Genomic DNA, 24099 nt, shown 5'->3' with positions numbered 1-24099 from the left:
ATCGTGTTGCTTCCAGTCAATTAAATCCCTTATGGAAATATCAATGCACCGTTTCCAGGGTGGCCAGCTGGGCATCGGTCATCGGCCCGCTGCCGCTGTACTTGTCGAGGAACAGGTAGATCACCGGGGTGACGTAGAGCGTGATGACTTGCGAGAATAGCAGGCCGCCGACCACGGCCAGGCCGAGCGGCTGGCGCAATTCGGCGCCGGCGCCCACGCCCAGCGCGATCGGCAGGGCGCCCATCAGCGCGGCCATGGTGGTCATCAGGATCGGGCGCAGGCGCAGGATGCAGGCTTCGCGGATCGCCGCTGCCGGGCTCAAGCCCTCGTTGCGCTGGGCGTGCAGGGCGAAGTCGATCATCATGATGGCGTTCTTCTTGACGATCCCGATCAGCATCAGGATGCCGATGATGGCGATCATGGTCAGGTCCAGCCCGAAGATGCGCAAGGTGAGCAGCGCACCCACGGCGGCCGAGGGCAAGCCGGCCAGGATGGTCAGCGGGTGAATGAAGCTTTCGTACAGCACGCCCAGCAGCACATAGATGACGCCCAGCGCGGCCACGATCAGGATGATCTGGCTCGACTGCGAATCCTGGAACACGGCAGCGTCGCCGCCATATTTGGTGATCACCGAGGCCGGCAGCTTCATGTCCACGCCCATCCTGTCGATCTTGCCGGTGGCCACGCCGAGCGGCACGCCGGCGCCCAGGTTGAACGAGAGGGTAATGGCCTGCAACTGGCCCTGGTGGTTGACCGCGGTCGGACCCACGGTGCGCTCGACCGTCGCGAAGCTCGACAAGCGCACCAGCTGGCCGCCCTTGCTGCGCACCGACACCCGTCCCAGCGCATCCTCGGACTGGCGGTCGGCCAGTTCGGCTTCCAGGATCACGTTGTAGCTGGCGGCGGCCGAATAAATGGTCGACACCTGGCGCTCGCCGAAGGCCGCGTACAGGGCGGTGCGCACGTCGGCGATCTGCACGCCCATGGCGTTGGCCTTGTCGCGGTCGATTTTCAGGGTCGCTTGCAGGCCGCGGTTCTGCGAATCGCTGGTGACGTCGCGGAAGTCCGGATCGGCGCGCATGCGCTCCAGGTATTTGCCGGCCCAGTCGCCCAGCGCATCGGAACTGACGCTTTGCAGGGTGTACTGGTAGCGGCTCTTGCTGGGGCGCCCGCCCAGCTGCAGGTTCTGGATCGGCGACAGGAATACCGCCACGCCGGCCACCTGGCGGGTCGCCTTGCGCAAGCTGTCGACCACCTGCGGCATTTTCACGCGCTGGTCGCGCGGTTTCAGGGCAATGAAGCCGCGCCCGGTGTTGCCGCCGCTGGTGAACGAGGTCACATCCTGCACGCTCGGATCGGCCCGGATGATGGCTACCACTTTTTCTTGCAGGAGCAGCATGGCGTCGGTCGAGGTATCCTCGGCCGCTTCGATGCTCATGCGCAGCTGGCCCAGGTCTTCCTCGGGGAAAAAGCCCTTGGGAATGGTGGTGTACAGGATGATCGTCAGCACGAAGGTGCCCAGCGCCACCAGCAGCACGATGAAGCGGTGCCCCAGCGCAAAGTCGAGCGAGCGCGCGTAAGCGTCGCGCACGCGCGCGAAGCCGGCCTCGAAGTGGCGTCCGATAAAACTTTTCTCGCCGCCCCCATCAAGCGCATGGGCCGGCAGCAGGCGGCTGGCCAGCATCGGCACCAGGGTCAATGACACCAGCGCCGACACCAGCACCGACAGCCCGACCACCACCGCGAATTCATGGAACAGCAGGCCGATCACGCCCGGCATGAAGAAGATCGGGATGAACACGGCCACCAGCGAGATCGAAATCGAGACGATGGTAAAGCCCATTTCGCGCGAGCCGACCAGCGCGGCCTCGACCGGCTTCTTGCCCATTTCGATGTGGCGTACGATGTTTTCCAGCACCACGATGGCGTCGTCGACCACCAGGCCCACGGCCAGGGTGATGCCGAGCAGGGACACATTATCCAGGCTGTAGCCGAAGGCATACAGCAGCGACAAGGCGCCCAGCAGGGAAATCGGCATCGTCACGGCCGGAATGAAGGTGGCGGCGGCGCGGTGCAGGAACAGGAAGATCACCAGCACCACCAGCGCCACGGTGCCGGCCAGGGTCAGGTTGACGTCGTGGATGGCTTCGCGGATCGAGACCGAACGGTCGTTGACGAGGCTGATCTTGATCGAGGCGGGCAGCTGCGCTTCGAAGCGCGGCAAGAGCTTGCGCACCGCGTCGACCACCTGCACCGTGTTGGCGTTGGGTTGGCGCTGCACCAGCAGCACGATCGAGCGCTCGCCGTTGTAGCTGCCGGCCGCCTTCACCGACTGGTAGCTGTCCTCGACCGCAGCCACGTCTTTCAGGCGCACCGGCTCGCCGTTGCGGGTGGCCACGATCAGTTCGGAAAACGCGGCCGCGTTCATCAGCTGGGCATTGCCCTGGATGGTCATGGTCTGGCTCGGACCGTCGAGCACGCCGAGCGGCGCGTTCGAGTTAGCGGCGCGCAAGGCCAGCGCCAGCTCGTCCATCGACAGGTTGCGCGCGTTCATCAGGTCGGCCTTGGCGCGCACCCGCACCGCGAAGCGTTTCTGGCCGTTGACCGATACCTGGGCCACGCCGGGCAGGGTCGACAGGCTGGGGGCGACCAGGTTTTCGGCGTAATCGTTCAGCTCCGACAGATTCATCGAGGGCGAGGTCATGGCCATGAACAGCACCGGCGCATCGGCCGGGTTGACCTTGCGGTAGGAAGGCAACTCCGTCATTTCCTGCGGCAGCTGGCGCTGGGCGCCGAGCAGCGCGGCCTGGACATCGATGGCGGCCACGTTGACATCGATGCTGGGATCGAATTCCAGGGTCAGCGAGGTCTGGCCCTGGGTACTGGTCGAGGTGATGAGGTTGATGCCGGCGATGGTCGAAAACTGTTTTTCGAGCGGCAGCGCGACCGAGGACGCCATGGTTTCCGGGCTGGCTCCGGACAGGTTGGCCTGGACATTGATGACCGGGGTGTTATAGCTGGGCAGCGCGGCAACCGGAATGGCCATGTACGAGAGCACGCCCACCAGGATCAGGCTGAGCGAGAGCAGCACCACCATGACGGGGCGCCGGATACACAGTTCGGACAGACTCATTGTGCCGCCACCGTGCTCTTGCCTTCACGTTTCGGAGCGGACGCATCGGCCAGCTTGACCCGGGCGCCGGGGCGCAGGTTCTGCTTGCCTTCGGTGATGACTTTTTCATCGCCGTTCAAGCCCGAGACGGCCGCGTTCAGGCCGAAGGTGTGCAGGCGCGCGACCGGCATCTGTTGCGCGCTCTGGCCGGCGCCGATGACATACACGAACGTGCCGTGGCTGTTGCTGATGATGGCCGACTGCGGGATCACCACCGCGTTCCTGATCGTCTGCACCGTCACCCTCGCGGTGACGTACTGGCCCGGCCACAGGCTGGTGCCCTTGTTGTCGAACAGGGCCTTGACCTTGATCGAGCCGGCCAGCGGATCGACCGTATTGTCGATGAAGCTGAGCTTGCCGCTGGCGGCCTTGGCGCCGGCCGTGCCGAGCGCCTCGACCGCGACCGGACCGTTCTTTTGCGCGGCCAGCAGGTCGCCCAAGGACGCTTCCGGCAGGCTGAAGGCGATGTTGATCGGGTCGAGCTGGGTGATGGTGGTGAGCGAGGTGGCCAGCTGCACCAGGCTGCCCGGGAATACATTGATGGCGCCGACCCGGCCCGCCATCGGCGCGCGGATGGCGCTGTGGCTGGCGTTGACCTGCTCGGCCTTGAGCGCGGCCTGGCCGGCGCCGACCAGCGCGCGCGCCGACTCGACCTGGCTTTTCAGGGTATCGACGGCGCTGCGCGCGATGAATTTTTGCGCGACCAATTCCTCGCTGCGCTTGTACTGGCGCTCCAGGTCGGCCAGGCCGGCGGCATCGCGCGCCATCTGGGCACGCGCCTTGTCGATATTGGCGCGCTCGCTGCGGTCGTCGAGCGAGAACATCAATTCGCCGGCCTTGACGAACTGGCCTTCCTTGATATGCACCGTACGGATCGTGCTGGTGGTCTGCGGATGCAGGTCGACCGTGCTGACCGGGGTCACGCTGGCATTGGCCTGCAACACCACCGGCACGTCCTGGCGCTGCGGCGCCACCACGTTGACGATGGTTGGCGGCTGGGTCCCGCCCTTGGCGTCGCCCTTGCCATTCTTCTCGCCCGCACCGGCGTGCTGCCCGCCCCGGCCCAGATACCATGCGCCGGCGCCGATGAGGACGGCGAGGCCGACGATGATGACGATGCTCTTCTTTTTCATGCGTTTCCCTGGTCGCCACTGCGGGCGCCTTATGATCGGTTCAGTTGTTCAATGGTAAGCGATGACGGCGCTGGCGGCGGGGCTATTTGCCGGCGTAATACTCCGGCAAGACCAGGGTGACCTCCAGGCCGCCCTCCGGATGGTTGATCAACGCGATGCTGCCGCCGTGCTGCTCGGCGATATTGCGGGCGATCGTCAGGCCCAGACCGGTGCCGCCGGATTCGCGCGAGCGCGAGGTTTCGACCCGGTAAAACGGCTCGAACACGCGCGCCAGCTCGCCCGGCGCGATGCCGGGGCCGTTGTCGCGCACGCGGATGCGCGCCGCGCCGGCGCCCGCGTCCACCGTGACATGGGCGCGCTGGCCGTACTTGACGGCGTTGTCGATCAGGTTGACCAGGCAGCGCCGCAGCGCCATCGGCCGCCCCAGCAGGGCCATGCCGGCGTGGCCGTGGACCACCACCTGCTGGCCGGCGTCGGTGGCGTCGCAAGTCACGCTGTCGAGCAGCGAATCGAGGTCGAGCGCCTGCATCGCTTCGGTGGTGTCGGTGCTGCGCGCCAGATCGAGGCCTTCGCGCACCATTTCCTGCATCGCCGACAAGTCGCCCACAAGGCGGTCGCGCAGCTCGCTGTCGCTGACTTTTTCGAGGCGCAGGCGCATCCGGGTCAGGGGCGTCTGCAAGTCGTGGGTGATGGCGGCCAGCATCTGGGTGCGCTGGAAAATGTACTGGCGGATGCGCGCCTGCATGGCGTTGAAGGCCGCGCTGGCCTGGCGGATTTCGCTCGCGCCCGCCAATTGCAAGGGCGGGTGGTTGATATCGTTGCCGAGATCCTTGGCGGCCTGCGCCAGCTGCTTGAGCGGACGGGTGGTCATGCGCGCGACCAGGTAGGCGAGGAAGGCGATGCTGACCAGGAACAGGCCGATGATCATGCGGTAATCGGTTTCGTGGGCGATGACCGAGGGCGGCGGCGGCATCACCATCAGGCGCAGCAGTTCGCCATCGCGCAGGCGCACGTTGATGCTCTCGCACACGCCCTTCCATTGCGACTCGGTCGGACCGAACATGCTGTTCTGGATGCGCGGCACGTCGCAGGCGGGCGGGCGGGCCGCGATGCTGGCCAGCTTGTACTGCGGCCCCATGCGCACCGCCAGCGCCGCCGTGAACGGGGTCGGCGCGGGCGCGACCGGCAAGTCATCGTTGATGACGACCAGCTGGATGCCGGGCCGGTTGGCCGCGTCCAGATAGGCCAGGCGGGCCGAGGCCGGCACGGTTTCGGTGGCGGTGATCAATTGCTCGGAGCGGTCCATGGCATGCTGGTCGCGGAAGGCTTCGATCACCCGCTGGCGTTCGTTTTCGGCCAGCAGCTGGGTCAGCACGGCCGTGATCACGACGCCGAGCAGCAATGTCAGGAACACGCGCCCGGTCATCGAACCGAAGAAGGCCTTCACGTGCCGGGCTCCACCGTCACTTGGCCGGCCAGCACATAGCCGCCGTTACGCACTGTCTTGATGATCTGCGGCAGGCGCGCATCTTCGCCGAGCTTCTGGCGCAGGCGGCTGATCTGGATGTCGATCGAGCGATCAAAAGGATCGGCGTCGCGGCCCTGGGTCAGGTTGAGCAGCTGGTCGCGGTTGAGCACGCGGTTGGGGTGTTCCAGGAATACGCGCAGCAAGCGAAATTCGGCACCCGAGAGCATGATGACGATGCCGTCGGGATTGAGCAGGTGGCGCGCGGTCAGGTCCAGGGTCCAGCCGGAAAAGCGCATTTGCTGGGCATTGTCGGATGGCGCGTTGGACGGCATCGCGTGGCTGCGGCGCAGCACGCTGCGGATGCGCGCCAGCAGCTCGCGCGGCTCGAACGGCTTGGGCAGGTAATCGTCGGCGCCCATTTCCAGCCCCAGGATGCGGTCGAGCGGCTCGTTGCGGGCGGTCAGCATGATGACCGGCAGGGTCGAGGTGGCGCGCAGCTTGCGGCACAGGGTCAGGCCGTCGTCGCCGGGCAGGTTCAGGTCGAGCACGATCAGGTCGGGACGCGCTTCGTCGAGCGTCTTCCACATGGCGGTGCCGTCGGCCGCGGCCAGGGCGCGGTAGCCGTTCGATTCGAGATAATCGGCCAGCAGCGAACGGATGTCACGGTCGTCGTCGACGATGAGAATAGTAGAAGGAGTATCCATGCCCGCAATTATCCCCACTTCAGGTGGGCCCGGATAGCGGTTTTGTATCGTCATGTATATTGCCATGGTGCCGATACATATTGATACAAACTCTTTGGTAGCCGACACCCGATGGAAACATGCAAGGAACATGATGCAGTTGCACCCCGCACCTTCACCCAAAAAGGAAACGCCATGAACGTACTCAATACCGTCCGCAACAGCCTCGTGATCAGTTTTGCCGTGCTGGGCATGGGCGGCGCCGCCGTCGCCGTGCACGCCGAGGAGAGCAACCCGAAAGCGGCCAAGGTGGAACGCCAGCGCGGCCACCATGGCGACTGGGCCGGGCACATGGCCACGCGCCAAGCGCGCCTGCACGACCAGCTCAAGCTGACCGCAGCGCAGGAACCGGCCTGGGCCGCATTCAGCGCCGCCAGCAAACCGGGCGAAGGTCCCGCACGTGGCGAGCGCGGCCAGTGGGCCAGCCTGACGGCTCCCGAGCGCATGGAAAAGCAAATCGAGATGGCCAAGCAGCATGTGGCCACCATGGAAACCCGGCTGGCCGCGCTTAACACTTTCTATGCGACACTAACGCCGGAACAAAAGAAAGTCCTTGACGAGCACAGCATGCGCGGCGGCCATCACGGCAAACACCAACGCCAGGGCTGAACGGCGTTTCATCCCGGCCCATTGGCCTGTGCGCCAGGGCCGGCGCCCTCTCCGCCACCCCGCTGCGGCGAGTTGACACTTTCTGCGACGTTGTACTTACACCTCATTTATTGCGCGCCGCACCAAATAAGTGTGTGCGGGCATTCCTGCAAAGTGTAACGTGGTGTATCCTCGAGAAAATCTATCCGCGCGGCAATCCCATACAGTTTCCGGCTGCGGCACAACCACAATCCGGGGGCAACATGAGCACAATGGTGTACGACAAGACCGAAAAGGGTCGAGAGGAAATTTCCACACGCAAACATCAACTGTCGTCGCGCCTGCGTACGATTCTGGTGATGATCGATGGGCGTCATTCGCACGACGATTTGCTGCGCAAGTTTGCGGGCGTGGGCGTGACCGAGGACAGCGTCAAGGAATTGCTGCAAGAAGGCTATATTTTCCTCGCCAGCGGTGAAGAGCCGGTGGCGCCGGCCGCGCCCAAGTTGCCGGCGTCGGCGCGGGCGCGTCAGGTGGCGCGGCGCGCGGCCGGGGCCGAAGGCGCTCACCATGACGACGTGCCCGACGACGCGGCGCCTCCCTTGCCCGTGGTCGCCAGTGCCGAAGCGCCATCCGCGCAGGCGCTGGCCGAGAGCCAGCTCGACGACGCCACCCGCTTTCGCCACTTGTACGACTTCTACAACCAGACCATCAAGAGCACGATCGGGCTGCGCGGCATCATGTTGCAGCTCAAGGTTGAAAAGTGCAATAACGTCGACGACTTCCGCGCGCTGCGCCTGCAGTACCTAGAAGCGGTGCTCAAGGCCAAGGGCAGCGAAATGGCGCGCAGCCTGCGCGGCCGCCTCGACGAACTCCTGGGCGGCAAGCCCGAGCGCGAAGACTTCATCCTTCCGGACAATTAACTCCGCGCCCCTGCGGGCTTAGTCCAGCTTCTTGAGCGACGTCGTGAACTTGTCCGCATTCTGATAGCCGATCACGCGGCTGCCGGCAATTTCCTGGCCGCGCTGATCGAACAAGATGATCCCCGGTGGCCCGAACAGGCCGAAGCGCTTGAGCATGGCCTTGTCGTCGGCATCGTTGGCGCTCACGTCGACCTGCAGCAATAAGGTGCCGGCCAGTCGCTGCTTGACCCGGGCATCGACAAAGGTCAGCTTTTCCATTTCCTTGCAGGACACGCACCAGTCGGCATAAAAATCGAGCATCGCGGTCTTGCCGGCGTTGTGCGCGAGGGCGGCGTCGAGCTGGGCCACGGTTTTGATGCGGGTGAAGGCCAGGCCATGCTGCGCGCCGCCCACGCCCAGGTGGGCCAGCGGCGCGAGCGGATCGCGCCCGCCGGTGGCCATGCCAAGCAGCTCGACCGCGCCCAGGATGGCACACACGACACCGAGCGCCAGTCCAACCCAGTGGCGGACGTGGCGCAGCATGTAGACGCCGTAGCCGAGTAACAGCACGCTCCACAGCAGCATTTGCAGCAGCGGCGGCAGCACGGGCGAGGTCAGCCACAGGGCCATGCCCAGCATGGTCACGCCGAAAAAGCGTTTCACGTGGTTCATCCAGGCGCCGGTGCGCGGCAGCAGGGAACCGGCCGACAGGCCGACCAGCAGCAATGGGATGCTCATGCCCATCGCCAGCGAAAACAGCGCGACCCCGCCGACGACGCCATCGCGCGACTGGAAGATGAAGGTCAGCGCGCCCGCCAGCGGCGCGGCCACGCAGGGACCGACGATCAGCGCGGACAGGGCGCCCATGACGAAGACGCCAAGCAGCTTGCCGGCCGACTGGCGTCCGGACGCGTCGACCAGGCGGTGTTGCAGGAAAGATGGCACTTGCAGCTCGTACACGCCGAACATGGACAGCGACAGGGCCACGATCATGATGCCCACGCCGATCAGGATCCACGGCTTTTGCAGTTCGGCGGCGAGACCCTCGCCCATCAGGCCGGCGGCCACGCCGAGGGCGGTGTAGACCAGTGCCATGCCGAGCGAATAGGCCAGCGCCAGGATGAAGCCGCGCGCGCGCGTGGTGCCGGCGCCCTCGCCCACGATGATCGATGCCAGGATCGGGACCATGGGCAGCACGCAGGGGGTGAAGGACAGGCCGAGGCCGAGGGCGATGAAGGTGGGGATGATCAGCCAGAGCTTGCCGCCGCCGAGCAGCGCGGCGCCGTCGCCGGTGCTGGTGGCGGGCGCTGCGGCCGGGGGCTGGACCACGGCTGGGGCTGGCGCGGCCGGCGCGGGCGGTTCGGACGTGAGGGCTGCGGTGCCGGCATCCTGCGTCGGTTTGGCGACCGGGATCGATGCCGCCGGGATGGACACCGGCGGCCTGGACATGGCCGGTGCCGGGGACGAGGCGGCCGCGCCGACCAGGCGGGCCACGGCCTCCTGAGGCGCGTAGCACAGGCCGGCATCGGCACAGCCCTGGGAGGTAACCGTCAAGGTGAACATGCCGGATACCTCGACGGGAATCGTGATGGTAACGGTCTTGCGGTAGGTTTCGACCTCCTTCTGGAAGGTTTCGTCGAACTTGACCTTGCCAGGGGGAATGGCCGGGGCGCCGAGGGTGGCGTTAGCTGCGGTAAATTTGAAACGCTCGCGGTACATATAGTAGCCGTCGGCGATGTCGTAGGTGACGGCGACGGTGTGCGGGTCGACCATGCGGGCCGAGAACTTGAAGGCTACCTCGGGGGCCAGGTAGTCGTCTTCCGCGCGCGCAGGGCTGGCGAACAGGAACGAGAGGGCAAGCAGGAGCAGCGCGAGGGCGTGAGCCGGCGCTTTCAACGAAAAGGCAAACATGACTTCCTTAGCGGGACGCGAAGCAGAATAGTACACCGGGGGAAGAGGTCTCGTCTGCGGCGGGTCACGGCCAGCGGCCATCATGCAAGGTGAGTGATCGAAGCAAGCGATTCGGTTTTGCAAGAAGCTTACTAATACTGGACGCCGGCAGCGGCCACGCATGTCAGACGCGACGATGTTCGTCAATACTCCCATTCCTGATGCGCCAATGGCAGACTATTCAACATCTCTCTATATTGAGGCCACTGCGGCATGTGTGTATCCATGAGCGCGATGAAACGCTCATTGTGATGCCGCTCCACCAGGTGGATCAGTTCATGGGCGACGATATATTCGAGACACTGTAACGGTTTCTTTGCCAGATCCGTGTTGATACGGATATTTTTGGGGCCGGGGCTGCAACTGCCCCATTTTGTTTTCATCTTCTGCACGAAGAACTTTCCGGCCTTCGCACCCACAACGTTCTCCCACTTGGCAATCAGGGACGGGATGACTTCTTTCAGCTGCTCACGATACCAGGCATCGAGTACCTCTTGCCGCTTCTCGTGGCTGGCCCCGGGCCGCAGCTGGAGAATCATCTTGTTGTGTTTGAGCTCGACGGTCGGAGCAGCCTCTTTCTCGACCAGCTTGAGCAGGTAACGCTTGCCCCAAACGTAGTGGCTCTCGCGGTCGAGATATTCCCGTGGGGTTTCGCGCTGCTGCTCGCGCAATTTCTTCTGCTGGCTCTTGATCCAGGCCAGCTTGGTGATGGCGAATACCCGGATGGTGTCGATGTCCATGCGCAAGGGCGCGGAAATACGCACCTTGCCGGCGGGGGGATGGACGCTCAAGTGAAGGTTCTTGATATCCTTCTGCACGACGTCGACGGCGATATCGCCCAGCTTAAATTGCATCAAAGTTAATATTCCTTTTGCTGCCGGATGATTGGGAAAATGCGTTCGACTTCATCCACGTCCTGCAAGATCCCGTACAAGGCTGCCTTGATCGCGTTTTCTTTCGCCTGCACGCCGCGCCAGCCATCGGGCCGCGCGTGTTTGATGGCCGCATCGATCCTGAGTGCAAGCGCCACCATGGCATCGCTTTCGCCTCCCGGATCCCCCGCCCCTGATTGCGCCACATGCTCTGCGTCAGCACTACCTTGCCGCAACAAATTGTATAGCGCACGTCGTCCCGGCGTATTCAACTGCGTCGGGGTGTCATCGGCCTGGCCCGCCTCGACCCGCTTCGCCAGATCCGCGACCTTGATCAGGTAATCCTCGTACTCAAGCGCCGTGGCCTTGCGCGCCGCGATGATTTCGTCGAGCAGCGCCGACATGCTGGCGTAATAGGCCGGGTCGTTCAAGTGTTCCTTGATGATCTTGCTGCGCACGTTGTTCTCGATGGTTTCGGCAACCGCCTCCTTGCTACCCTTGAGTCCCGCCGGCAGACTGTCAATGGCCTTGGCAATGCCGGTTTTGACAATCAATTCCAGCAGCGGCATGTCGTCGAACGGCGAAATTTTTCTTGGTTCGCCCGCTTCGATATACGTGTCGATCAGGTGGCGCATGTCAGCCTCGAAGGGCTTCACGTCCAGCTTTTCATTGGCGGCGTTGCGGATCGTCTCGCGCAGCTTCAGGTAGCGCTCAATCGCCTGTTTGATGCGTTCGATATCGGCATCGGTATAACCGGCCTTGCCGAGGTCGTCCGAGATATTGGCGAAAGCGCGCACCAGCGCCACCATGGCCTTGTAGAGTGCGACACGCTGCGGCTCGTGCGCCTTCAGATCGTCTGCGATTTCGGTGTTGCCACAGAAATAGCGAATGTGTTCGAGCTCTCCCTGGGGCGGCGCCACCGGCTCGCAAAGGAGCGCGACCGTTTCCAGCGCATTGTCCAGACGCTCGCGCCCCTTGCTCAAGCGATCCTGGAGCAGTACTTCGGACGCGGCACCGCCGGCGCTGTTGTCCAGTTCCGAGGTGTACACGGCAATGGCGTTCTCTACCTTCTTGAACAAATCCTTGTAATCGACCACGTAGCCGAATTCCTTGTCGTCGCCGTCGAGCCGGTTGGTGCGGCAGATGGCCTGGAACAAGCCGTGATCCTGCATTCGCTTGTCGATGTAGAGGTAGGTGCAGCTTGGCGCGTCGAAGCCGGTCAAGAGCTTGTCGACCACGATCAGCAAGCGCATGTTCGCCGGCTGCTCCTTGAACAGCTTCTTGGCATGATCCTCGTAGGTTTCGGTCCTGGATTTGTCGGGCAGCGCCGCCACGTTGTGCAGCAATGCAGTGTAGGTGTTGTAGATGAACTGCTTGGCCGTTTCCGTATTGGCGCCGGTGTCTTCCAGCGCGATGTCCTGCGCGTGGGGGTTATAGGAGGTAACCACCGCGCATTTGCCTTTGAAGGGCGTACCTTGGAACAGCTCGAAATACTTGCACGCTTCGTAGATACTGGAAGCCACCAGAATGGCGTTGCCGCGCTGGTCGGACAGGCGCGGCCTGTCGCTGAAATCGAAAACGATGTCGGCCACCACCCGATGCATGCGCGACTTGGAACTGAGCACATTTTGCATCGTTCCCCACTGCTCGCGCAGTGCCGCCTTTTGCCAGTCGTTCAAGCCTTTGGTTGTGGCGTCGAACCATGCGTCGATCTTTTTTTCCGAACCAAGCCGCTGGTCGATGTCGCGCGCCTCGTAGATCAGATCAAGCACGACTTCATCCTCGACCGCCTCGCTGAATTTATAGGTGTGGATGTAGCCGCCGAACACTTCCAGACTGGTTTGCTTGTCCTGCTTGAGCAGTGGCGTGCCGGTAAACCCAATGAACACCGCGTTCGGCATCAACGCCTTCATTGTGCGGTGCAACTTGCCACTCTGGGTGCGGTGGCATTCGTCGACGAAGACAAAAATGTCCCCGACTGTCGGGCAGGGTTGCGCTTCCAGATCCTTGATGAACTGCTCAAAATTGTCGACGCCCTTCTTGCCGAATTTGTGTACCAGCGAGCACAACAAACGTGGCGCGGCCTGGCCGAGCCGGGTCATCAGGTCGCGCCCGCTGTTAGCGCGGGTCATCGGATAGCCGGCGGCAATGAACACGCCCTCGATCTGCTTGTCCAGCTCATCGCGGTCGGTGACGATCACGACGCGGGCCTTGGGTTTATTTTCCAGGATCCATTTGGCCAGCAAGACCATGACGATGCTCTTGCCGCTCCCCTGGGTGTGCCAGATGATGCCGCCCACGCGGCGATGCACATGGGCCTGGGCCGCCTTGATGCCGGCATACTGGTGCACGCGCGGCAGTTTCTTGACGCCGCCATCGAACAGCACGAAGTCGTGCATCAACTCGATCAGGCGCGACTTGTCGCACATCTTCAGCAGGTATTTGTCGAGCTTGAAGCGGCTGTTATCCGCCTCGTCTTCCTTCCAGGTCAGGAAGTACTTTTCCTCGGTCTTGATCGTGCCGTATTTGAGGCCTTGGGAATCGTTGCCGGCGAAAACAAACTGGATCGTGCTGAAGAACCACTCATTGAATGCCGCCTGCTGGTTGGAGAGGTTTTGGCGGATCCCGATGCCGATATCGGCGCGGCTGTTTTTAAGTTCCAGCACGCCGACGGCAATACCGTTGACATAGATGACGATATCGGGGCGGCGCTCATGGTTGCCGTGCAGCGTGACCTCCTCGGCGATGGCGAAATCGTTCAGCAGCGGTTCGTTCCAATCGATCAGACAGACTGTCTCGGCATGTTCGCCCACGGTTTCTTGCACTTGGACGCCGTAACGGAGCAGGCTGTACACGTCCTTGTTGTTGTCGTAGAGACTGCGGTTGGGATTGCCAGCCTCGACGCGCAAACGATCGACGACGCGCCCGATTTGCGCCGCGCTGTAGCCACGCCTGGTCAGATAGGCTGAGAGCAGCGCGACTTCGACGTTGCTGTTGTTCGGGCGATGGGTCCAATCACCGAGGGGCTGATAGCCCAGTTCGTCGCGGAACAGGGCTGCAACACGGTTTTGCGTGGCGCGTTCGGGCTGGCCAGTGGTCATATCAGTCGAATCTTTCCAGTGAGGAGTTGGTTCATCATGCCTTGCTTGATGGCTCGGGCCTTGGTGAGATGGGCCTCCAAATCGGCAATTTCGGCATCCATGTCGGAGAGAATGGCGGCGATGGCGGTTTGTTCGAGTTTATCCTTAGGCACTGTTATTTCAAAGGCGGCCAATTGGGTCTTTCCAATTTCCAAAAAAGTACTCCCTCCGCATAGACTAATGAACTCCTGCTTTCTTGTTTGCAAAAAATAGTACAAAAACTCGCCGTCAGTGGTCTCAAAAGGAACGAAGTTCTTGAATCCCTGATTTGTTGCTACCGGCACCACGTTGATCGCACATTCACCGATTGTCGCTCTTGATGTCATCACAACAGAATTCGGCGGAATTATTTCCGCAGAACTACACCTCAAGCCTTGACCACTAATCGTCCTCGATGTCTGCGCCAAGTATTTTCCTCCTTTGAGACCTGTGATATCGGTTGGCGTACACCATAGAATATCCCCGTCCCAATATTCGGGTTGATTGGTACTTGGGGTACCCCCGCTACGTATTTCGGCCACGGTGTCCAATCCCATGACCTCCCATTTTCCACTGAATCCAGGCAAGCGCTTTTTCCCCGTGAGCAAATCCTGCATGACGCCTTGCTTGAGGTAGCGCTTTTTGGTGACGAGTTGCTCCAGCGATTCGATGAGAGCATCCGCATCGCTCAACGCCTCGGCGATAGCTTCTTGTTCATCAAGTGGAGGCAGAGCCACACAAAGCTGCTCAAATTTCTTACGCTGTATTCCCTTAGCTGTCGATCCGCTGGAGTAATCTGTTAGCATTCGTTGGAACGCATCTGATCGCATCATTTGAAAAAGAAATTCACTTGATGTTCGCTGCTTGACAACCTGAATCAGGACCGTCCGCTGACTCAGGATGTACTTTCGGTCGTCGGGAACAAGAGCAACATTTCCGAGTGGAGCTTCTGTGGTAAAAAGAACGTCGCCTTTCGCCAAATCGCCCCGCGTCATCCATAGACTATAAAGGACATCCGAGCCGAAATAGCATTCCTGATCGAAATCAATAAACCCCATCCTTACATTCCCTGCTGAAAGAGCCGGGATGTCGCCCCCCCAATTCATCCCCAACTTCTTTGGAGTCCGTCCCCTGAAGTCCATGATCTGACGAGAAATTCCAAGCATGGTGCCGGTCTCCCAATCGTCTGGAATCACCCCTACCTCAGTCTGCTTGTACCCCACTGGAGTCGCGCTCATTGTTCAGCCTCGCGCAAACTTAGTTCCAGCTCCCGGCGCAACGCCTCGCGGTCAGGCAAGTAAAGCTGGTATTTCTGCACAAAAAGCTGACTGTTCATCTGGTAGGTCGCATACTCAACCAGCAACTCATCCTTGTTGCGGCTGAGGATAATACCAATCGGTGGGTTATCGCCCTCGACGTTTTCCTCGTTGGCGAAATAGCCCAGATACATATTCATCTGGCCGATGTCGTGATGCTGAACGTCGTTGATCTTGAGATCGATCAGCACGAAGCAGCGCAAAATGCGGTGGTAAAAGACCAGATCGACCTTGTAGTGCGTATTGTTGATCGTGACCCGGTATTGCCGGCCGACGAAAGTGAAGCCCTTGCCCAGTTCCAGCAGGAAGGGCTGGAGGTGATCGCAGAGCACCGTTTCGAGCTGGGCTTCCGAGAGCTGGTACGGCTCGGGGATTTTCAGGAACTCGAACACATACGGTTCGCGCAGCAGGTCGGCGGCTTGTTCGACGATCTGCCCTTGCGCGGCGAGTTGCAGGATGCCAGCCTTGTCCTTGCTGGCCGCCAGTCGCAAGAACAAGGCGCTTTCCTTTTGTCGTATCAGTTCCCGCACCGACCAGCGCTCGCGGCCAGCTTGCTGCTCGTAAAACCCGCGTTCCAGCGGATCGTCGATTTTCAGCAATTCGACGATATGCGACCAGCTCAATTGGTGCGACAGCGTCGCACTATTTGGGTAGGCTTGATAAAACTGGCGGATGCGAATCAGATTGCTGCGGCTAAAGCCCTTGCCGTGACGCAGGCTTAAATCCTTCGCCAGACTGGCAAGCAAAGCCGTACCATAATCTGCGCGGATTTTTCCGCCCTGCTCGAATTCGACGATATGCCGTCCGACCTGCCAGTAAGTCTCAATGAGCTGGTCGTTGACGGCCTGCATTGCACGAACGCGGCCCTGGGTGTACGTGCCGGAAATCTGCTCCAGCAGCACCCGATAGTCAGGCGAGGCGCTGAGTATGTGAAGATCATTGCTCATGGCTGGAACCCCATTTTCTTCAGGTGCGCCGCCACCTTGTCACTCAGGTCAGCAACCTTGTCGACCAGTTTCGGCAGTGGCGTCTCGTAGCGCTCGGCCAGCTCCTTGACCCGTTTGGTCAACGTCTGGCTGATGCGGTCCATTTCGCCATGAATGGCCGCGGAAATCGTTGCCATCCATTTATCCTCGACCGCCAGCGTCTTGATGTCGGCTTCCCCGAGCGTCGGATACCTGGCATAGGCCAGCGCGTCGAGCTCGGCCTCGGCGTCTTTCAACTTCTTCCGGAGGTCGGCTTCGCTCGTGCAGAGTTTAAGCCAGGCGTCAAGGGCTGCGGCTTCTTCCTTCGCTTCCTTGTCACCCTTGATTTCTTTCAAGCGGGCGGTAACGCTGGCCTTGTTCACCTTGTCGAGTTCGGCGAACGCGCCCTCGTCGCCACCGTGTTCCTCTTCCATTTCGGCCATTTGGGCGGCAAGGCTATCCAACGCCGCTTCCAGCTCGCCGATGGCGGCTTGCTGACTGGCGAAGTAACGGTCGACAATGAGTTGCTTGGGGACGAGATCGCAGGCCCAGCCCTTGTCGACGTCCTTGCCTTTCTTGTTCTTTTCGACGACGCGGTAGGTATCGGCCTTCCAGCCGTCCGCAGCAATCAGATAGCAATCATCCTGCATTGTCGTGGCCCAGTAATCCATCAAGTGTTGATAGACCGCGTATTGGTCGATCAGCGGCTTGTCCGCGTAGTGGGCGAGCAAGTCTTCGGCAAGCTCGTTGATGATGAGTTTGGGGTGGCAGCCGGCTTGCAAGTCCTTGAGCGTCCCGGTGCTGCGCTGTTGCCAGTCGGCGAACAGGGCATTCATGCTGTCGATGAAGGTGACGAATTCCGGGTGCCCATAGATGCCGGGCTTGATGTCTTTCTTGGCGACCGCCAGATCGAGGTAGCCCGGGCGGTTTGCAGAGAACAGTGCTTTTCGCAGTTGCGGGCAAACTGTCCAGTACGCCTGCAAGGCATCCACATCGGCGCCTGGAATGCCGCCTTTCAGGTGGCCTTCGATGTCCTGGATATCCTCGAGCTGCTGACTGTCGATGTAGCGCGGAATGTTGAGATTGAAGTCGTTTTTCTCGATCTCCTCGATGCCGACCATGCGCGCGAATTTCGGGTCGCTTTCGTCGCGCCGGTTGAACACATCGACGATCCGGTGAATATCGCAGTCGCGCAAGCGGTTTTTCGGGCCGTCCTTCATGAAGCCAGCACTGGCGTCGATCATGAAAATACTCTTGCGGCTGTGGGCATTTTCCTTGTCGATCAGGATGATGCAGGCGGGGATACCGGTACCGTAGAACAAATTGGCGGGCAGGCCAATAATACCTTTGATGTAGCCTTGGTGGATCAGGTTGCGGCGGATGTCGGCCTCGGCGTTGCCGCGAAACAGCACGCCATGCGGCAGGATGCACGCGCCTTTTCCCGTGCTCTTGAGCGAACGGACGATGTGCAGCAGGTAGGCGTAGTCGCCCTGCTTGGCCGGCGGCGTGCCGAAATGCTCGAAGCGCTGGTGCGGGTCGCTGGCCGGGTCGATCCCGGTGCTCCAGCGCTTGTCGCTGAAAGGCGGATTGGCGACGACGTAGTCGAAGGTTTTGATCCAGCCGTCTTCGCCGGCGAACAGCGGATTGGCGATCGTGTTGCCTTGTTTGATTTCAGCCGTCGGGTTGTCATGCAAGATCATGTTCATGCGTGCCAGGCCTGAGGTGGCCGCATCCTTCTCCTGACCGTACAGCGTCACTTTGGCATGGGCTTCGTCGCCCACTTTCAGCAACAGCGAGCCCGAGCCGCAGGTCGGGTCGTAGACGGTCGTGCTGTTGTTGGTTTGCGAACCACCAATGCCGATGATCTGCGCCATGATGCGGCTCACTTCCGCAGGCGTGTAGAACTGCCCCTTGCTCTTGCCGCTTTCGGCGGCGAAGTGGCGCATCAGGTATTCGTAGGCGTCACCCAGGATGTCATCACCCTCGGCGCGATTTTTGCTGAAGTCGAGCGCCTTGTTCTCGAAGATGGAAATCAGGTTGGTAAGACGGTCGACAATTTCCTGTCCGCTGCCCAATTTGCTCGGGTCGTTGAAGTCCGGCATGTCGGACAGCTTGTTGGCCTTCGCCAGCGGGCCGATAATTTTCTTGTTGATCTGGTCGCCGATGTCCGGGCTGCCCTTGAGTGCGACCATGTCGTTGAAACTGGCCCCGGGCGGAATCACGATGGGCGCGTACGGCAGGCCAGCATATTTGTCAGAAACATACTTGACGAACAACAGGACGAGAACGTAATCCTTGTACTGACTGGCGTCCATGCCACCGCGCAACTCGTCGCAGGACTGCCAAAGGGAGGAATAGAGTTCAGATTTCTTGATTGCCATAAGCTGCTTAGATGTGGATCATGCCACAGAGAGGAAAGTGCTTACTTTACCGTATGGATGACACATGACCAAGGCATCTGAAGAACAGGTCACATGCTTTCCATCCCGGACGCAATGAGCAAAGCGTCAATGGCGAAGCGGCGACAACAGCCGCGATCGGAGGGCGCGCGATCAATCGGCATCAGCGCAGGCGCACGTGGCGCCTCTGCCGAAATTTTTGCCACCGTGGATATACTCAGCGATCATTGTTGGTGTCGCCGCTAAAGGATGTTGCGGTAAAATTCGGGGTGCAGCTCGGCACGACTGCCCCCCGTCGGGCGCTGCGGTACAAGCCCGCGAACGATGGCGGATATCAGCGTGATAGTCGATGCAATAACCGCGCGCTCGACCGTAGCTTGGCGATTGGAGGTGGCGAGTCCTTAGCCGACCAGGAGCAATGTCAACCTTCAGTAGAAATGATGCACCCAGCGCTGGTAGACCGGCAGGCCCTCCACCCCGCTGACTTAGGAGCCGTCGCCCGCAGCCGTCGTGATCGGAGCCGCACGAAGGTGATGCTCAATCGCCAGTCGCTTTGCCTCTTCTTCGCCATATTTTGCTACCGAAAAATATCTACGCTTGGGTAACCCTGCTTGATCTCGGACCGTGGACGTCCAGTATTTTGTAGTGTAGGTCTTCCCATCAGCGGTCGTTGTCTTCACATTCGTGATCCCGACGCCGGACACGTCGCACTCCGGCACCCGCGCATACGGATGTGCCTCCGGCTCCAGCTTGCACGGGCGACGCATCACCGGGCATTCTGCCATCGGAGCCACCCGCGTTTCGTTCTTAATATCGGGATGAAGGACGTAGAAACCCTGCACCATTTCAAGCATCTGCGAGCGTGCTTGAACTGCAAGGTCGAAGGCAGCTTCGTCGCCATATTTTTTTATGGAAAATTGTCTCGTGCGGTTGGCCCCGTCACAAGTTAGGAGCCGCGCCTTCCAATAATCCTGACCACGGTCGCGCGTGCGAATTACCCCTGGAACTCCACTCGTGTTTGTGGTGCGGACTGTGGCGCAAACCTCGCGCTTGGATAGCGGAACACATTCTATGTTGACCTCATCGCGGAAAGCGATAGCAGCCCGCATCGCTGCGTCCATCCCCCCAAATTGTTCGGCATTGAGTCGGCGGTCGACAATATATCCACGTCGCCGGATAGTCACCCTCCATCCGAGTTGGGTCCATTGTCCTTCGGTGTTTCTGTATCGATAGGGAGAGATTCCGTAGGGCTTCGTCATCGGGTAATCAGTCGCGATAAAAATTGATTAGAAAATTTCGACCTGTAATCTACAATCTAGAAAAGTCGCGCGGGCTTGCGACCGCACGGAATTAAACCGCCCAGTCTGCAGACATCAGTCGTCTTCTGATGTCGGGCAAAGCGTTGTGCTCAATGTAAGACGGTTGCGCCAGCAGCTCCTCCAGCGTCGTCGCGCTAACTTGGGCAGCAATCACAGCATGTGTCAGTTGCGCGCCCTTGTATGCTACGAGCAGTGGCAAATCGTCTGGAATGTAGTCACCAAGAAATTCCCCGTGCTCTTCCAGGTCGAGCCAAATCCAAGTCTCTCCCTGGTTTGCCCGTTGCATAGCTATTGCATCGAAAATCGGCCTAAATATGCGGCATTTTTCGCACCAGTCTTCCGCGCCCAGCATTAGTACGAGACGCGCAGATGGAAGTGCAATCCGGACGGCGATCTCGGCGGCATCATTCCACGGGTTGAGACAAGCCGTGCTCATGTGGCGCTCTTCCCAAAGAACATATAATTCAATGCATTCATCGCACTACGCTGCTCTTGAGCTGGTGCGCGCACATTTATTCGTACCGTTGACTCGACGCCGCTGAGCCCCTGAACGGCAAGGCTCCTCACTGGCTGAGGCGCGCTTTCGAGCAGATCGAGGGCATGTTTGAGGTCAAGCTCCCGTCCGAAGAGTACTCGCTTCCCATAAAACTGCACGTAGGGGCCCGACGCTAAATGAGCGTGGACAGCAGCGTGAAGCGGGCGCGCGAGACCGTTGTCGGCGTCCAGTCTTGTTTGGGGGGTGGCTTCGCTGGTGTCTTGGGTGGATGGCGCTAGCGCCGGCATTGTCCAGCCCACTGTCGCCAGATCCATACCGGTCAGCGTTTCCCATATCCAGCCAGCGTAGCGATCAACTTCGGGGTTAGCCATTTGCTCGACGACGAATGGCAGATGGATCAGGTCGCCATGGGCCATGGCAAAGGTAAGGCCGCTGCGAGCGGGCAGAAGCGCAAGCAAGTCGTGGGCTGAGGATGCACCCGGAGGGGTCAATAAGGCGAGTTTCGTTGTCCAGCGATGGAGACGGCGCGCCGACTGCATCCGGTACCAACCTGTGGCGGCAGCATACAATCCGGCTTGTAATAGCACGCATGCTTTTAAGACACTCAATACATGTTCGTATTCGCCGGACGTGGCCAAGGAAATTGCGGCCTCTGCCCGCACTGCTAAGTCAACGTCCTCCAATGCTGCTATCAATAGTGACGCAATTCCGGATTTGTCGCCTGCGCCTGCTGCACGGCAAGCCGCAGCGCGAACGTAGGGTGTAGAGGACGAAAAGTAAGTGGCAAGGGGACTTGCCAGATGGGCCAAAGCGGCCGGACCACGCACAGCCACCGCGCGCAGTGCGGCGACCTGAGCTACCGGGTCTGCCTTCGGACCGGACCAAATCCGGATGACCTCGTCGGATTGATCGCCCACCCATACTAACGCCGACACAAGGCCGCGCAGCAGTTCATCGGGACGCTGGCGGACAACCGCGAGGATGTTGTCCAGCCGGGCGTGATTGACGGGGGCCATAGCAAGCAGAGTACACACAAATGCCTCACCTGCCTTGCGCCAGCGTTCCAGCGCATGCAGTGCTGGAAGCCAACCGCTCGCGCCGGCAATTCGTAAACCGGCCAAGTGGGCGTCTTGCAGACGATTGAAGTGTTGTAGCTTTTCGAACCCGACCTGCGGCGATGCCGCCGTCCTGTCCAGTTGCGACCAGTAGAACGCAGCATCTTCCGCGTGCCGCGTAACCAGTGGGCCGATCACCGGAAACTGAAAATAAGAATTGCTCATGATTGCCAGGAAAGACATTCGAAAAAAGTTGTACAAGTACCGCCCTACAGCCCTTTGACGCGCGCGGAATCAGTCGACCAGCGACATGCCCGAGAACAGCAGGGTCCATTTTTTGCCGTCGTGCAGCGCCGCACCGTCACCGCCGCAGACCAGCATCTGTTTGCCGTCGGGCGAGACATCGATACGATGACTGTGCAGGGCAACTTCGTTGGGAACCGGATCGATCTTCGCCCTGTGCGCGGCGACCAGTTTTTTCCCCTCCAGGACATACATGCCGTAATCATTGGCACACCACAGACGTCCGTTGAACCAAGCGGAGTCCTTGAAGGGCAGGCTTTGGTCCATTTCGCAAAGCAAGGACCACTTGGTGCCTCCGCCTTTCCAAAGATTGCCACGGATATCGGTAATGTAAACGTCACCGTTCTCTCCGCAAGCTACGGTGTTGAGCTGTACATTGGTTGGAAAGGGAATCTGCTGCCAGCGCTTACCGTCGAAATGCCATACCGTGCCGGCGTCGCCGACCGCATACATGTCGTGGTCGGAAAAACCCGCCAAATCGTAAAACACCGAGTCTGCCACTGCTGCAATAATTTTTTCCAGATCACCGCTCTCAAACGCAGCCGGAATCGGAACACCTGTCATTTCCTTCCATTGCTGACCCTTGATGCGTTGGAAAATGCGGAATGGGGATCCGATTGCATATACCGTGGTACCGACCCGCGCCACTTTAACGACGGCAGAATCGTAATGATGCCCTTTCGGATCGAAGGGAATGGGCTCTTCGCTTCCCTTGTACTCCTTGGGCTTGTAGCCCCACACGCTGCGGGAGATGTCGACCATAACAAACTCGGACTGGTCAGGCGCCCAGGCAGAAGACAGCGTCGAGGAGCCCATATTGTCGCCAGCACGCACAAAGAAACGCTTGTCGACGGGTAAATCGAGCTTGACCGCAACCAGGCGCGTTTCCCACGCCTCGTCGCGGTGGTCAGCATCACCGTCTTCTACCAGCAAAAATCCGAGCCGACCGTCCTCAAAACCAATCGTGCAATCCTTGACGAAAAAACCCTTGCCGATATGAGACCACATATTTTTATCAAAAATCATTCGCACTCCTTTATTCTTCGTTGCTAACTTCTATATCACCATCTCGGGAAGTACCCTTGCCGGAGTTAGGAACCACACTTGCTTTTTCACAGCCCGAACAAGGCGGCGTCTTGCTGGCGGCCTTGCCGCAATAATACGCGTCAAGCTGGGCTTTTAGACATCGCGGATCGCACCCGTACAATTTGCTGACGCCACTGATCGCAAGATCGCGCGCTTTCTCATACGGCATATCGGTCTTGCCCGCATAACCTGACGTCCGCAGCGAAACGTCTGTAAGGTCGTGAATCGCGCCGTGCGAACCGGAGTGCTGATTGGCGCCCTCCGCACAAATGGTAGGCGCAGCCCCATCCGAATATTTTTCCCAACAATCTTTTTTCGGCAATTTGCTGCGCTGCAGGGTTTTCAGTTTCCCGTCCTTGTAATTAGCGGGATTGTTCTTCCAATTTTTCCTCATGTCCTCGCTTCCTTTGGGGTCACGGAACATCGCATCAGGTATCAAGTGATGACCCGTCTGGCCGGGGCAGCAACCGTTGCCGGCCCATTTTTCCACACCGCCTTTGCTATACGGGACCAGCATGCATTTGCGTGCACGCAAGCAGTGATTGGTCGTCGCATAGGCCGTCTGCACGTCCACCATGACGTCGCGAGCAACCTTCTCCTGCTCGTCCTTGGAAAGATTGGGGAAATTTTTTATTTTGTCTTCATATTTCTTGTACGTATCGGTTATCTTGCCAGCTTGCTCCGTGAGTCTCCCGACCGTATCCTTGAGTCCCTTGACGGTGTCTTTCATATCTGACACCTTGGTGGCGACATCGACCGCCGTTACAGCCACGTCGACCGCCGTCATGATCCAGCCGACCACCGGAATCCATCCAGTCAACCCACGCCGCACGGCCATCTTGCCGACCGCCTTGGCCCCATATTCAAGCAGTTCCTCCTCGATCTTGCCGATCACCTTGTCTTTTAACTCGGCCGCGACCTTTCTCATCATCCCATCAACGTCTTTGAAATCCTTAATCCAGTCCTCAAAGTCCTCTCCGGGCTTCATGAGCAAGGGACCGCAATGATCCATCACCCAGTTGCCTTCCTTGCCGTTGTCACCATGACGGGTTCGTGCCTTTGGCTTGCCCTTGCCGCGATTTTTCTTGTTGCGGTCGTCAGGTGCGCACTGCTTTTTCAGGTCGTCTATGTCTTTTGCGCAGAATTTTTTCGCGTCCGGGGTGTCGAGGAAATACATTGCCGGCGTGTTTGACGTACTTGCCATGCTTCGCCT

At 60.2% G+C, this 24099-nt stretch carries 17 protein-coding genes; 2 read left to right on the top strand and 15 right to left on the bottom strand.

Going from position 1 to position 24099, the window contains the following annotated elements; translation table 11 throughout:
• Positions 1–40: 40 nt before the first annotated feature.
• From IV454_RS10560 to IV454_RS10545, 4 genes are all read right to left on the bottom strand, one after another.
• Positions 41–3133 (bottom strand): efflux RND transporter permease subunit, encoded by a 3093-nt coding sequence (locus IV454_RS10560; protein ID WP_206091414.1) that lies wholly within the window; start codon positions 3131–3133, stop codon positions 41–43.
• Positions 3130–4305 carry an efflux RND transporter periplasmic adaptor subunit gene (locus IV454_RS10555; RefSeq protein WP_206091413.1) on the bottom strand — a complete coding sequence of 392 codons (1176 nt, stop codon included), beginning with the start codon at positions 4303–4305 and terminating at the stop codon, positions 3130–3132. The genes IV454_RS10560 and IV454_RS10555 overlap by 4 nt, the downstream gene beginning before the upstream one ends.
• Positions 4306–4387: 82 nt before the next feature.
• Positions 4388–5752 (bottom strand): ATP-binding protein, encoded by a 1365-nt coding sequence (locus tag IV454_RS10550; RefSeq protein WP_206091412.1) that lies wholly within the window; start codon positions 5750–5752, stop codon positions 4388–4390.
• Positions 5749–6477, bottom strand: a complete 729-nt coding sequence (locus IV454_RS10545) for a response regulator (RefSeq protein WP_206091411.1) — start codon at positions 6475–6477, stop codon at positions 5749–5751. Before IV454_RS10545 ends, IV454_RS10550 begins: the two co-directional genes overlap by 4 nt.
• A gap of 174 nt (positions 6478–6651) precedes the next feature.
• On the opposite strand from IV454_RS10545, the gene IV454_RS10540 reads away from it, so the two are divergent.
• Both IV454_RS10540 and IV454_RS10535 read left to right on the top strand, forming a co-directional pair.
• Positions 6652–7125, top strand: coding sequence for a Spy/CpxP family protein refolding chaperone (locus IV454_RS10540; protein ID WP_206091410.1), 474 nt, complete (start codon positions 6652–6654; stop codon positions 7123–7125).
• 242 nt (positions 7126–7367) lie between these two features.
• Positions 7368–8027, top strand: coding sequence for a hypothetical protein (locus IV454_RS10535; RefSeq protein WP_206091409.1), 660 nt, complete (start codon positions 7368–7370; stop codon positions 8025–8027).
• Between the two features lie 18 nt (positions 8028–8045).
• On the opposite strand, the gene dsbD is transcribed toward IV454_RS10535, so the two are convergent.
• The 11 genes from dsbD to IV454_RS10480 all read right to left on the bottom strand — a co-directional run bounded on the left by dsbD (position 8046) and on the right by IV454_RS10480 (position 24090).
• Positions 8046–9917: a protein-disulfide reductase DsbD gene (gene dsbD / locus IV454_RS10530; RefSeq protein ID WP_206091408.1), complete on the bottom strand. Its 1872-nt coding sequence runs from the start codon at positions 9915–9917 to the stop codon at positions 8046–8048.
• A 182-nt stretch (positions 9918–10099) separates the two neighbouring features.
• Positions 10100–10810, bottom strand: coding sequence for a M48 family metallopeptidase (locus tag IV454_RS10525; protein WP_206091407.1), 711 nt, complete (start codon positions 10808–10810; stop codon positions 10100–10102).
• Positions 10811–10815: 5 nt separating this feature from the next.
• Positions 10816–13929 carry a type I restriction endonuclease subunit R gene (locus IV454_RS10520; protein ID WP_206091406.1) on the bottom strand — a complete coding sequence of 1038 codons (3114 nt, stop codon included), beginning with the start codon at positions 13927–13929 and terminating at the stop codon, positions 10816–10818.
• Positions 13926–15185 carry a restriction endonuclease subunit S gene (locus IV454_RS10515; protein ID WP_206091405.1) on the bottom strand — a complete coding sequence of 420 codons (1260 nt, stop codon included), beginning with the start codon at positions 15183–15185 and terminating at the stop codon, positions 13926–13928. Before IV454_RS10515 ends, IV454_RS10520 begins: the two co-directional genes overlap by 4 nt.
• Positions 15182–16210: a PDDEXK nuclease domain-containing protein gene (locus IV454_RS10510; protein ID WP_206091404.1), complete on the bottom strand. Its 1029-nt coding sequence runs from the start codon at positions 16208–16210 to the stop codon at positions 15182–15184. The genes IV454_RS10515 and IV454_RS10510 overlap by 4 nt, the downstream gene beginning before the upstream one ends.
• Positions 16207–18609, bottom strand: a complete 2403-nt coding sequence (locus tag IV454_RS10505; protein WP_206091403.1) for a type I restriction-modification system subunit M — start codon at positions 18607–18609, stop codon at positions 16207–16209. The genes IV454_RS10510 and IV454_RS10505 overlap by 4 nt, the downstream gene beginning before the upstream one ends.
• Before the next feature lie 503 nt (positions 18610–19112).
• The gene (locus IV454_RS10500; protein ID WP_206091402.1) at positions 19113–19886 is read right to left on the bottom strand and encodes an AP2/ERF family transcription factor; all 774 of its coding nucleotides are present in this window, start codon (positions 19884–19886) and stop codon (positions 19113–19115) included.
• Positions 19887–19977: 91 nt separating this feature from the next.
• Positions 19978–20382 (bottom strand): YbbN family protein, encoded by a 405-nt coding sequence (locus tag IV454_RS10495; RefSeq protein ID WP_206091401.1) that lies wholly within the window; start codon positions 20380–20382, stop codon positions 19978–19980.
• Positions 20379–21722, bottom strand: coding sequence for a HEAT repeat domain-containing protein (locus IV454_RS10490; protein ID WP_206091400.1), 1344 nt, complete (start codon positions 21720–21722; stop codon positions 20379–20381). The genes IV454_RS10495 and IV454_RS10490 overlap by 4 nt, the downstream gene beginning before the upstream one ends.
• A 69-nt stretch (positions 21723–21791) precedes the next feature.
• Complete coding sequence (locus tag IV454_RS10485) at positions 21792–22826, bottom strand: beta propeller repeat protein (RefSeq protein ID WP_206091399.1); 1035 nt, start codon at positions 22824–22826, stop codon at positions 21792–21794.
• A gap of 10 nt (positions 22827–22836) precedes the next feature.
• Positions 22837–24090 carry an HNH/endonuclease VII fold toxin-2 domain-containing protein gene (locus IV454_RS10480; protein ID WP_206091398.1) on the bottom strand — a complete coding sequence of 418 codons (1254 nt, stop codon included), beginning with the start codon at positions 24088–24090 and terminating at the stop codon, positions 22837–22839.
• Positions 24091–24099 lie beyond the last annotated feature (9 nt).

The organism is Massilia antarctica (assembly GCF_015689335.1).
Lineage (GTDB): Bacteria > Pseudomonadota > Gammaproteobacteria > Burkholderiales > Burkholderiaceae_D > Telluria_A > Telluria_A antarctica.
Note: the sequence above shows the minus strand (reverse complement) of the source record. Positions and strands in the feature narration are given on the sequence as shown.

What these genes read in the sequence shown, in the direction of transcription:
- IV454_RS10535 (WP_206091409.1), top strand. Translation starts at nt 7,368, where the DNA reads ATGAGCACAATGGTGTACGACAAGACCGAAAAGGGTCGAGAGGAAATT.
- IV454_RS10480 (WP_206091398.1), bottom strand. Translation starts at nt 24,090, where the DNA reads ATGGCAAGTACGTCAAACACGCCGGCAATGTATTTCCTCGACACCCCG.
- IV454_RS10500 (WP_206091402.1), bottom strand. Translation starts at nt 19,886, where the DNA reads ATGACGAAGCCCTACGGAATCTCTCCCTATCGATACAGAAACACCGAA.
- IV454_RS10495 (WP_206091401.1), bottom strand. Translation starts at nt 20,382, where the DNA reads ATGAGCACGGCTTGTCTCAACCCGTGGAATGATGCCGCCGAGATCGCC.
- IV454_RS10555 (WP_206091413.1), bottom strand. Translation starts at nt 4,305, where the DNA reads ATGAAAAAGAAGAGCATCGTCATCATCGTCGGCCTCGCCGTCCTCATC.
- IV454_RS10510 (WP_206091404.1), bottom strand. Translation starts at nt 16,210, where the DNA reads ATGAGCAATGATCTTCACATACTCAGCGCCTCGCCTGACTATCGGGTG.
- IV454_RS10525 (WP_206091407.1), bottom strand. Translation starts at nt 10,810, where the DNA reads ATGCAATTTAAGCTGGGCGATATCGCCGTCGACGTCGTGCAGAAGGAT.
- IV454_RS10540 (WP_206091410.1), top strand. Translation starts at nt 6,652, where the DNA reads ATGAACGTACTCAATACCGTCCGCAACAGCCTCGTGATCAGTTTTGCC.
- dsbD (WP_206091408.1), bottom strand. Translation starts at nt 9,917, where the DNA reads ATGTTTGCCTTTTCGTTGAAAGCGCCGGCTCACGCCCTCGCGCTGCTC.
- IV454_RS10545 (WP_206091411.1), bottom strand. Translation starts at nt 6,477, where the DNA reads ATGGATACTCCTTCTACTATTCTCATCGTCGACGACGACCGTGACATC.
- IV454_RS10515 (WP_206091405.1), bottom strand. Translation starts at nt 15,185, where the DNA reads ATGAGCGCGACTCCAGTGGGGTACAAGCAGACTGAGGTAGGGGTGATT.
- IV454_RS10505 (WP_206091403.1), bottom strand. Translation starts at nt 18,609, where the DNA reads ATGGCAATCAAGAAATCTGAACTCTATTCCTCCCTTTGGCAGTCCTGC.
- IV454_RS10560 (WP_206091414.1), bottom strand. Translation starts at nt 3,133, where the DNA reads ATGAGTCTGTCCGAACTGTGTATCCGGCGCCCCGTCATGGTGGTGCTG.
- IV454_RS10485 (WP_206091399.1), bottom strand. Translation starts at nt 22,826, where the DNA reads ATGATTTTTGATAAAAATATGTGGTCTCATATCGGCAAGGGTTTTTTC.
- IV454_RS10520 (WP_206091406.1), bottom strand. Translation starts at nt 13,929, where the DNA reads ATGACCACTGGCCAGCCCGAACGCGCCACGCAAAACCGTGTTGCAGCC.
- IV454_RS10490 (WP_206091400.1), bottom strand. Translation starts at nt 21,722, where the DNA reads ATGAGCAATTCTTATTTTCAGTTTCCGGTGATCGGCCCACTGGTTACG.